This window comes from Mycobacterium sp. SMC-19, from assembly GCF_045310815.1.
In the GTDB taxonomy this organism is placed as follows: domain Bacteria; phylum Actinomycetota; class Actinomycetes; order Mycobacteriales; family Mycobacteriaceae; genus Mycobacterium.
On the sequence record NZ_JBJIAM010000023.1, the window covers coordinates 1 to 9,754 of the forward strand.

At 74.5% G+C, this 9,754-nt stretch carries 3 protein-coding genes; 2 read left to right on the forward strand and 1 reads right to left on the reverse strand.

The genetic code is table 11. The features are described from left to right. Together ACJH5R_RS22820 and ACJH5R_RS22825 are read left to right on the forward strand one after the other, a co-directional pair. Nucleotides 1–430 (forward strand): hypothetical protein (locus ACJH5R_RS22820; protein ID WP_406783018.1); only part of this gene is annotated, 430 nt, incomplete at its 5' end. A gap of 8 nt (nt 431–438) precedes the next feature. Further along, nucleotides 439–1,056: a GNAT family N-acetyltransferase gene (locus ACJH5R_RS22825; RefSeq protein ID WP_406756746.1), complete on the forward strand. Its 618-nt coding sequence runs from the start codon at nt 439–441 to the stop codon at nt 1,054–1,056. A 26-nt stretch (nt 1,057–1,082) separates the two neighbouring features. Here the strand turns inward: ACJH5R_RS22825 and ACJH5R_RS22830 are convergent. Further along, nucleotides 1,083–9,754 (reverse strand): hypothetical protein (locus tag ACJH5R_RS22830; protein WP_406783019.1); only part of this gene is annotated, 8,672 nt, incomplete at its 5' end.

Consider the following 9,754-nt stretch of genomic DNA (forward strand, 5'->3'; position numbering starts at 1 on the left):
CATCAGCATGCGCAACAGGCGCCGAAGACAACGGCGACAACCCAAACGCCAAAAACGCCCCAACCGCACTACCGGCAGCTGCCACTCGGCCACTCCGGCGACGAACGGCGCCCGTGAAACCACGACGCTCTGCGCGGTGCTGCTTTCCAGTCATGTGGGACTCCCTATTCTGCTGCGAACCCATGTCGGTGATGTCTTCTCGGATCAAGTTTTTGAGTGTTTTACGGTGCTGATGTCTCAGCACCGCTGGGGGAACTTCGGGTGCTTGTTCTGGCGGTGCCGTTCGGCATTTCGGCCCCGCCGCCGGTCGGTTGTCGTGGCATCATGGGCGAACCCATTGGCGACGGCGTTGCCGTCAAAGGACTTCCAGGAGGAACCTGTAGTGATTACCGAAACCGACTCAACAACAACGGGTTCCGGTGCGCCATGAGCTCGCTGATGGCACGACAACTGGCTAACGTGACCGACGAGGTCCGTGCGGTTCCGGCCCCGCCGTTGCCGATATTCCCCGCCCCGTACAGCGTTCGCTTCGCAGACCCGGACGGCGACGCCGAGATGATCTCCGAGTGGATGAACCGGCCGCACCTGGTCGAGACGTGGCACTACGACTACCCGGCCGATCAGTGGCGTCAACACTTGGGCATCCAATTCGAGGGCAACTACTCCCGGCCGTACGTGTTCAGCATTGACGGCCGTCCGATGGGCTACATGGAGCTGTTCCGGGCCGCCCAAGACGACATCGCGACCATCTACGACGCCGACCCCTACGACATCGGATTGCACGCAGCCATCGCCGAACTCGACATGGTCGAGCACGGGCACGGGGCCATCATGTTCCGCGGATTCGTGGAAAGCGTGTTCGAGATCGAACCGCAGTGCCGACGAGTCCTCGGGGACACCTTCGCCGGCGAAAGCTCGTACGGGCGCCGATTCTGGGAGCGACGTGGTGGGGCGTTCCTTGGCGAACACTACGTGGAGAAGTGGAACCAGCGCGTCGCGCTGTTCGCCTGGCCGCGAACGCCCGAGGACATTCCGGCCTACAGCGAAGACGCCTAGCGCCGGTCGCCAGGGGCGGCGGATCATCACGATCCGCCGCCCTTGCCTCCGGTACCGCCGGCACCGCCTTGGCCGGGTGTGGCGTTGTCGGTACCGCTGGCATTGCTGCCTGCGGTGCCACCGCCACCGGTCAGACCACCCTGGCCAGAGCCACTCGTGCCGCCGGTACCACCGGTGCCGCCCTTACCGCCGGCACCGGCAGTCCAGCCGTTCTTACCGGTACTGCCGTTACCGCCGATGCCGCCCTTGCCGCCGTTACCACCGTTGCCGCCCTTGCCGTCCGCGCCGTCGGCGCCGTTGGCGCCGGCGATGCCGCCGCCGTTGCGGAGGGTGCCTCCGGCACCGCCCTGGCCGGACGCCCCGCCGGTGCCGCCGGTGCCGCCGTTGCCGCCAAGACCGCCGGCCCCGGCGGTGTTGCCCTTGGAGCCGGAACCACCCGTACCACCCGTACCGCCGGCACCGCCGTTGCCGCCCGTACCGCCTGCGCCACCCTTGCCACCGACGCCGCTGTTGCCGGACTCGGTACCACTGGCACCGCCCGCGCCGCCGGCACCGCCGGCGGCCGCGGCCGTTCCGTCGCCACCGATACCGCCGGTTCCGCCAGGAGCCTTCGAGCCACCCGTCGTTCCGGTTGTTCCGGTAGTGCCGTTGGCCCCGAGTCCGCCCGCGCCACCCGTACCGCCCGCACCACCGTTGCCGTTGAGTGCCGCGTCGCCACCGGCGCCACCGGCGCCACCCTGCTGGGCGGCCGCCCCGCCCAGCACGGCATTGGTGCCGGTACCGCCGTTACCGCCGACGCCACCGTTTCCGGTGCTACCGGCAGCCCCCGCCTTACCACCGGCCGCCTGCGCGGTGTGATCGGCGTTCCAGCCGCCGGCCCCGGCTGTGCCAGCGGTTCCTGCCGTGCTCGAGCTGTCACCGCCGTTACCGCCGGATCCGGCCACCGCACCACCGCCGCCACCGGCACCGTTACCGCCGCGACCACCGTCACCGGCGTTACCGGCGCTACCGGCGTTGCCGCCCTTGCCGCCCACGCCGTCAGCGCCCGCGGTGCCGTGGGCAGAGCTGCCGCCGAAGCCGCCGTTTCCGCCGACACCGCCGTCCGCACCGTTGCCCGCCGTGCCGGTGGCATCGCCACCGTCGGTGCCGGTGCCGCCGGTGCCCGCTGCCGCATCGACACCCGCAGTGCCGTCGGCGGCGTCGCCGCCGTTACCGCCCGAACCCGCCGCGCCACCGACGCCGCCGGCGCCACCGTTACCGGCCTGGCTGCCGCCCGCACCGCCGCTACCGCCGTGGCCACCGTCACCGCCGGCCACACCGTTGGTGCCGTCGCCGGATGCCTCGGTGCTGCCGTTGGTGCCGGTAGCGCCGGCACCGCCGGCCCCACCGTTGCCGCCGTTACCGACAGCTCCGCCGGCACCACCGTCACCGCCGCTACCGCCGGACTGGGCGACGCCGTCACCGAGCATGACACCCGTGCCGCCAGCACCACCATTACCACCGTTGCCGGTGCTGACGTTGCCGTCCGCGCCGGCCTTGCCGTTGGCCGCGATGGTGTTGTCACCGCCGACGCCGCCATTTCCGGCGCTACCGCCGTAGCCGGCGTAACCGCCGGCGCCACCGTCGCCGCCGTCGCCGGCCGTGTGGTCGGCACCGCCGCCGGCACCGTTACCGCCGTTGCCACCGCGCCCGGCCGCACCGCCCGCGCCGCCGTTGCCGCCGACGCCGCCGGCACCGGTGCTGCCCTGGGTTCCGTTGGTCGCGGCGCCGCCGAGGGCACCCGCACCACCGTGGCCACCGGCGCCGCCGTTACCGCTGAGACCGGCGTCGCCACCGTCGCCACCGTCGGCGCCGCTACCGGCCACCGCATTCTGCCCGTCGGTTCCTTGCGCAACGCCACCGATGCCGCCGGTACCACCGACACCGCCGCGGCCGCCGGCGCCACCGTTACCGGAGATGCTGCCACCGGCGCCACCCACGCCACCGTTGCCGCCCATGCCGCCGTCGGCACCGTTGGTGCCGTCGCCATTGCCATCGATGATTCCGTTGGCACCCAAAGCGCCGGCGCCGCCGTTACCACCGGCACCACCGTTGCCGATCGTGCCGGCCGCGCCACCTATGCCGCCGTTACCGCCGGCCTGGGAAGACCCATCGGCGAGCACCTGGCCGGTACCGCCGTGGCCGGCGTTGCCGCCATTGCCGCCGACTCCGAGAGCGCCGTCGATGCCGGCCTTGCCCGGGCCGCCCGTTCCGGTACCGCCGGCACCGCCGAGGCCTGCCGCAGCGCGGTCACCGCCGTCGCCGCCGTTGCCGCCTGCGCCGGCCATCGCATTGTTGCCACCGCCCGAGCCGTTGGCACCGGTACCGCCGTTACCCGCGTTCCCGGCGTTACCGCCGTTACCGCCGTTACCCGCGGTGCCGTTGACGGCGCTGCCGCCCTTGCCGCCGGCCGCACCGGATGCGGCGTTGCCGCCGTCACCGCCGCTGCCGCCTGCCGAGCCGCCCGTGCCCAGGGCGCCGTTGCCACCCGCACCGCCGCTGCCGCCGTTACCGCCATTGCCGCCGTTACCCGCGTTACCGGAGATGGAGCCGCCGTTACCGCCGCTACCGCCGATCGCACCGGCAGTGCCCGACGCGCCGTCGGTTCCGTTGCCGTCGCCACCGGTGATCCCGGCCGCGCCGGTGGTACCGGAACCGCCGTTACCGCCGTTACCGCCGTTACCGATGTTGCCGCCGTCGCCGCCGTTACCGGCCTTACCGCCGGCCTGACTGGTGCCCTGAGCGTTACCGCCGTTACCGCCGTTACCGCCGTTACCGCCGTGTGCGCCCGCCAATCCGTCGGTGCCGTCGGCCCGCTGAGTTACACCATCGCCGTTGTAGCCGCCGGTGCCTCCGATACCGGCAGTGCCGACGTTGCCACCGGCACCGCCGTTACCACCGGATCCAGCGAGGCTGTTGACACCACCGCCGGCACCGTTGCCACCGCGACCGCCGTCCGCGCCGGTTCCGGCGTTACCGGCGTTGCCGCCGATTGTGCCCAGGCCATTGGTGCCGGCTGTGCCGTTGGTGGCGGTACCACCGGCACCGCCGTTGCCGCCGTTACCACCGTTACCGCCGCTGCCGCCGTTACCGCCGTTGCCGCCGTTGCTGCCGGCTCCACCGGTTCCGGCGACCGCGTCAAGACCTGCCTTGCCCTGGAAGCCGTTGCCACCGTTGCCACCGTTGCCCGCAGCTCCGGCGCCGCCGCCCGCGCCGCCGTTGCCGGCGATCGAGCCGCCCTTGCCGCCGGCGCCGCCGTCGCCGCCTGAACCACCGGACTGGCCACTGATGCCATTGACCGAGCTGGCTGAGCCGCTGGCGCCATTGCCGCCGACACTGCCGGCGCCACCGGCGCCACCGACGCCACCGTTGCCGTAGGTGCCGGCGTCACCGCCGAGTCCGCCTGCGCCACCGCTCTGCGGGTTGCCGTTGGCCAACACGGCACCGTTGCCACCGCGACCGCCGGCGCCGCCGTTACCGCCGGTCGCCGCACCGCCGTTGCCACCGTTGACGGCCTGGTGGCCGTCGCCGCTCAGGCCGCCCTTACCGCCGAGGCCGATCGCGCCACGGTCACCGCCGTCACCGCCGTCACCGCCGTTACCGGCAATCGCGTTCGAGCCGCCGCCGGCGCCGTTGGCACCGGTACCGCCGTTACCCGCGTTGCCCGCGGCGCCACCCTGACCGCCGACGCCACCGGCACCGGCCGCACCGTTGTTGCCGAGCGTTGCCGTGCCGCCGACACCACCGGCGCCACCGTTGCCACCGAGACCACCCGAGCCACCGTCGCCGCCGTAGCCGCCGTTGCCGCCGGATAGCCCGCTGCCGAATGTCACCGATGGGGCATTGGCACCGTTGGCGCCGGAGCCACCGCGGCCACCCGCGCCACCGGCCCCACCAGCGCCACCGGCGCCGGCGTCACCGGAGATGCTGCCGCCTTCGCCGCCGTCACCACCAGCGCCACCGGCACCACCGAGACCGCCGCTGGTTCCGCTGCCGCCGTTGCCCGCACCGTCGACGGTCCCGTCGACACCTGCGGTGCCGGCCGAACCGATTCCACCGTTACCGCCGGCGCCGCCGACGCCGACCGGTCCGGCCGCGCCGCCGCGGCCACCATCGCCACCGGCCTGAGGCGATGCATCGGCGTGCACCACGCCGGCACCACCGTTGCCGCCCGCACCGCCGTTACCGCCGGTCGCCGCGGCACCGGCAGCACCGTTGGCGGCCTGGTCGGTGTTGTCGCCGTTCCAACCGCCTTCACCAGCGGTCGCGCCGGCCTCGCCACGGACACCGCCCTGGCCGCCGGCACCACCGTTGCCAGCCTTGGCCCCGGCGCCGCCGCCGGCACCGTGGCCGCCCTGGCCGCCGTTACCGGCGTTGCCCGCGTCACCGGCGTTGCCGCCGACGCCGCCGACCCCGGTGGCGCCAGCCGAACCGTTGGTGGCACTGCCGCCCGCACCGCCGTTGCCGCCCTGGCCGCCGTTGCCGCCCTTGCCGCCGTCGCCGGCGTCGCCACCGTTGGTTCCGTCACCGCCGGTGCCTGCACCGGCGTTGATACCGGCAGTTCCGTCGGCGCCGTTGCCACCGTTGCCGCCGTGGCCTGCGGCGCCGCCGCTACCGCCGGCACCACCATTGCCGGAGACCGAGCCGCCGGCACCACCGACGCCACCGACGCCACCGGCACCACCGTCGGCACCATCGGTGCCGTTGCCGTTGATGTCGGTAATTCCGTCGACCGTCGCACCGGTGCCACCGTTACCGCCGGCACCACCGTTGCGCACCGACGAACCGTCACCGCCGGCACCGCCGGCGCCACCGCCCTGGCCAGTGTTGGTTGCGCTGATCAGGCCGATACCAGCACCGCCCTGGCCGCCGGCACCACCGTCGCTGCCCTGGCCACCGTTGCCGGCTCCACCCTGGGCTCCGGCCTGAGTGCCGGTGCCGCCGACGCCTTCGGTTCCCGCACTTCCGCCGTCCGCACCCGCGCCGCCGGCACCACCGGCGCCCGCGTTGGCAGCGCCGCCACCACCGAGGCCGGTACCACCGTTGCCCGCGATGCCGGCGTTGCCACCGTCACCGGCGTTACCGCCGGCACCACCGGTGCCGTTGTTGGCCACACCGCCACTACCACCGGTACCGCCCTGGCCGCCGGCTCCGGCATTACCGCCGTAGCCACCATCGGTGTCGGCGACCGTCGCGTCCGCACCGGCGCCACCGGCGCCACCATTGCCGCCGTTACCGGCGTTACCGCCGGCACCACCATTGCCTGAGGTGGTACCGCCGGCACCACCGGTACCACCGTTACCGCCCACGCCGCCGAGGAAGCCGTCGGTGCCGTTGCCGTTGGGGTCGGTGATGCCGGCGACAGTCGCGCCGACACCGCCGGTACCACCGGTACCGCCGTTTCCGACCGCTGCCGCGTTACCACCGGCACCGCCGTGACCACCGCCCTGACCGGTCAGCCCGTCGCTGGCCAGACCACTGCCGTCGCCACCGTTACCACCGGCCGCACCGCCACTGCTCAGACCGGCCTCACCCGCGCCACCGTCGGCACCGGCCTGCACGCCCGCGCCACCGGCGCCCAGGTTGCCCGCCGCGCCACCGTCGGCGCCGTTACCACCGGCACCACCGTTACCAGCGTTGTCGGCGCCACCGCCACCAAGGCCCTTACCGCCGGCCGCAGCGGTGCCTGCCGCACCACCATCGCCGGCGTCACCGCCCGCACCACCGGTGCCATTTGCCGACGTGCCACCCGCACCACCGGCGCCGCCCGCACCACCGGTGCCGGCGCTACCGCCGTTGCCACCGGCCGCACCGGCCACCGTCGCGTCAGCTGCCGCGCCGCCCTTGCCACCGGAAGCACCGGTACCACCGGCGCCACCGGCACCACCGGTACCCGAGTTGCTACCGGCCGCACCACCAACGCCACCGGCGCCACCGGCACCGCCGACACCACCGGTCGTGCCGTTGCCTCCGCCGTCGGTGAACCCGTCAGCTCCAGCGAAGCCCGAACCGCCGGCGCCGCCGGCACCACCATTGCCGTTCGTGGCCGCGTTACCACCGGCGCCACCCTGGCCGCCGGCCTGACCGGTGATGCCGTCGCTGGCCAGACCACTGCCGTCGCCACCGTTACCACCGGCCGCACCGCCACTGCTCAGACCGGCCTCACCCGCACCACCGTCGGCACCGGCCTGCACGCCCGCGCCACCGGCGCCCAGGTTGCCCGCCGCGCCACCGTCGGCGCCGTTACCACCGGCACCACCGTTACCGGCGTTGTCGGCGCCACCGCCACCAAGGCCCTTACCGCCGGCCGCAGCGGTGCCTGCCGCACCACCATCGCCGGCGTCACCGCCCGCACCACCGGTTCCGTTCGCCGAGGCGCCACCCGCACCACCGGCACCGCCCGCACCACCGGCGCCGGCGCTACCGCCGTTACCACCGGCCGCACCGGCCACCGTCGCATCGTCTGCCGCGCCACCGTTACCACCGGAGGCGCCGGTACCACCGGCACCACCGGCACCACCGGTGCCCGAGTTGCTGCCGGCCGCACCGCCTGCACCGCCGGCGCCGCCGGCACCACCGACACCACCTGTGGTGCCGTCGCCGTTGCCGTCGGTCGTTCCGTTCGCGCCATCGGCTCCCGCACCGCCGGTGCCGCCGGCACCACCGTTGCCGTTCGCGGCGGCGTCACCACCGGCACCACCGGCACCGCCGGCCTGACCGGTGAGGCCGTCGCTGGCCAGGCCGCTGCCGGCACCGCCGTTACCGCCGGCCGCGCCATCACTGCTCAGACCGTCAAGGCCCGCGTCGCCAGAGGCACCGCCCGCGACACCACTTCCGCCGGCGCCGCCAGCTCCCGCCGCGCCACCGTCGGCGCCGTTACCGCCCGCGCCGCCAGCGCCGGCTGCGTCACCTCCTCCGCCGCCGAGGCCCTTGCCACCGGCAGCTGCGGTACCGGCCGCGCCACCGTTACCGGCGTCACCGCCCGCGCCGCCGGTGCCGTTGGCCGACGAGCCACCGGCACCGCCCTTGCCGCCCGCACCACCGGTACCGGCACTGCCGCCGTTTCCGCCGGCAGCACCGGCGACCGTCGCGTCGTCGGCGGCCCCGCCGTTACCACCAACGCCACCCTGGCCGCCGATACCGCCGGCACCACCGGTGCCGGAGTTGGATCCGGCCGAACCACCGGCGCCACCCTGGCCACCGGCACCGGCGTTGCCGCCCGCGGTACCGCTGCCGCTGTTGTCTGTCGTGCCTTGCGTGCCGTTGGCACCCGCGCCGCCGGCGCCGCCCGCACCGCCGTCGCCATCGGTGGCGGCATTGCCACCCTGACCACCGACGCCGCCGGCCTGCCCGGTTACGCCATCACTGGCCAGGCCGACACCCTTGCCACCTGCACCGCCAGCACCACCGTCGCTGCCCGCACCGACATTGCCCGCGCTACCGGCCGCGCCGCCATCGGTCCCGGTTCCCGCGGTCCCGGCCGCACCGCCGACCGCACCATCGCCACCTTGGCCACCGGCGCCCGCTTCGTCGAAGTCCCCGCCGCCGAGGCCCGCGCCGCCAGCCGCGGCCTGCCCGGCCGCGCCACCGTTACCCGCGGCACCGCCGGCACCACCGGCGCCGATCGCGGAGACGCCACCCGCACCACCGTCACCACCGAGGCCACCGGCGCCGGCGTTACCGCCGGTACCACCGGCGTTGCCGGCCACCGTCGCGTCGTCGGCCGCGCCACCGTTACCACCGATACCGCCGGTTCCGCCCGCGCCGCCTACGCCGCCCGTGCCGGAGTTGGTACCGCCGGCGCCACCGGTGCCACCCGCGCCGCCGGCACCACCGGTTGCGCCCGCGGTGCCGTTGCCATTGCCGTCGGTGACGCCGTGCTCACCGGTCGCACCCCGGCCACCGGCGCCACCCGCGCCACCGTCGCCATCGGTGCCGGCGTCGCCACCGTTACCGCCCTGGCCACCGGCCTGCGCGGTGCCGTCGCCAAGGAGCTCGCCTGCGCCACCGACACCACCGGCACCACCATTGCCCTCGGCACCGTCGACACCCGTCGCACCGGTCGCGGCGTAAGCAGACCCGCCACTGGAGCCGCCCTTACCACCGGTTCCGCCCTGGCCCGCAGTGGAGGCGGCCGCACTACCACCGTTACCGCCGGAACCGGCCGCTGCGGCGTTACCGCCTCCGGCACCGGCACCACCGGCACCACCATTGCCTGCCTGACCACCGGCGCCACCGTCGCCACCGATACCACCGACACCGTGCGCACCCGCGGTGCCGTGCGCGGAAGTACCGCCCGCACCACCCGCACCGCCGACGCCGCCGACGCCGCCGTTGCCGGCCGTGTTCGTCGCGTCGCCACCGTTACCACCGGTGTCACCGCTACCGGCGGCCGCATCCGTACCCGCGGTGCCATCGGCACCGGCGCCACCGACACCACCGGTGCCACCGCGGCCACCGGCACCACCGGCGCCACCATTGCCGGCGTCGGAACCAGCGGCACCACCGGCGCCACCGACACCACCGGCGCCACCGGCCAGACCCGTCGTGCCATCACCGTTGACATCGGTGTGCCCGGCAAGGCCGACCGCACCGTCACCACCGGCGCCACCGGCGCCACCGTTGCCCAGCGAGCCAGCGTCACCACCACGACCACCGG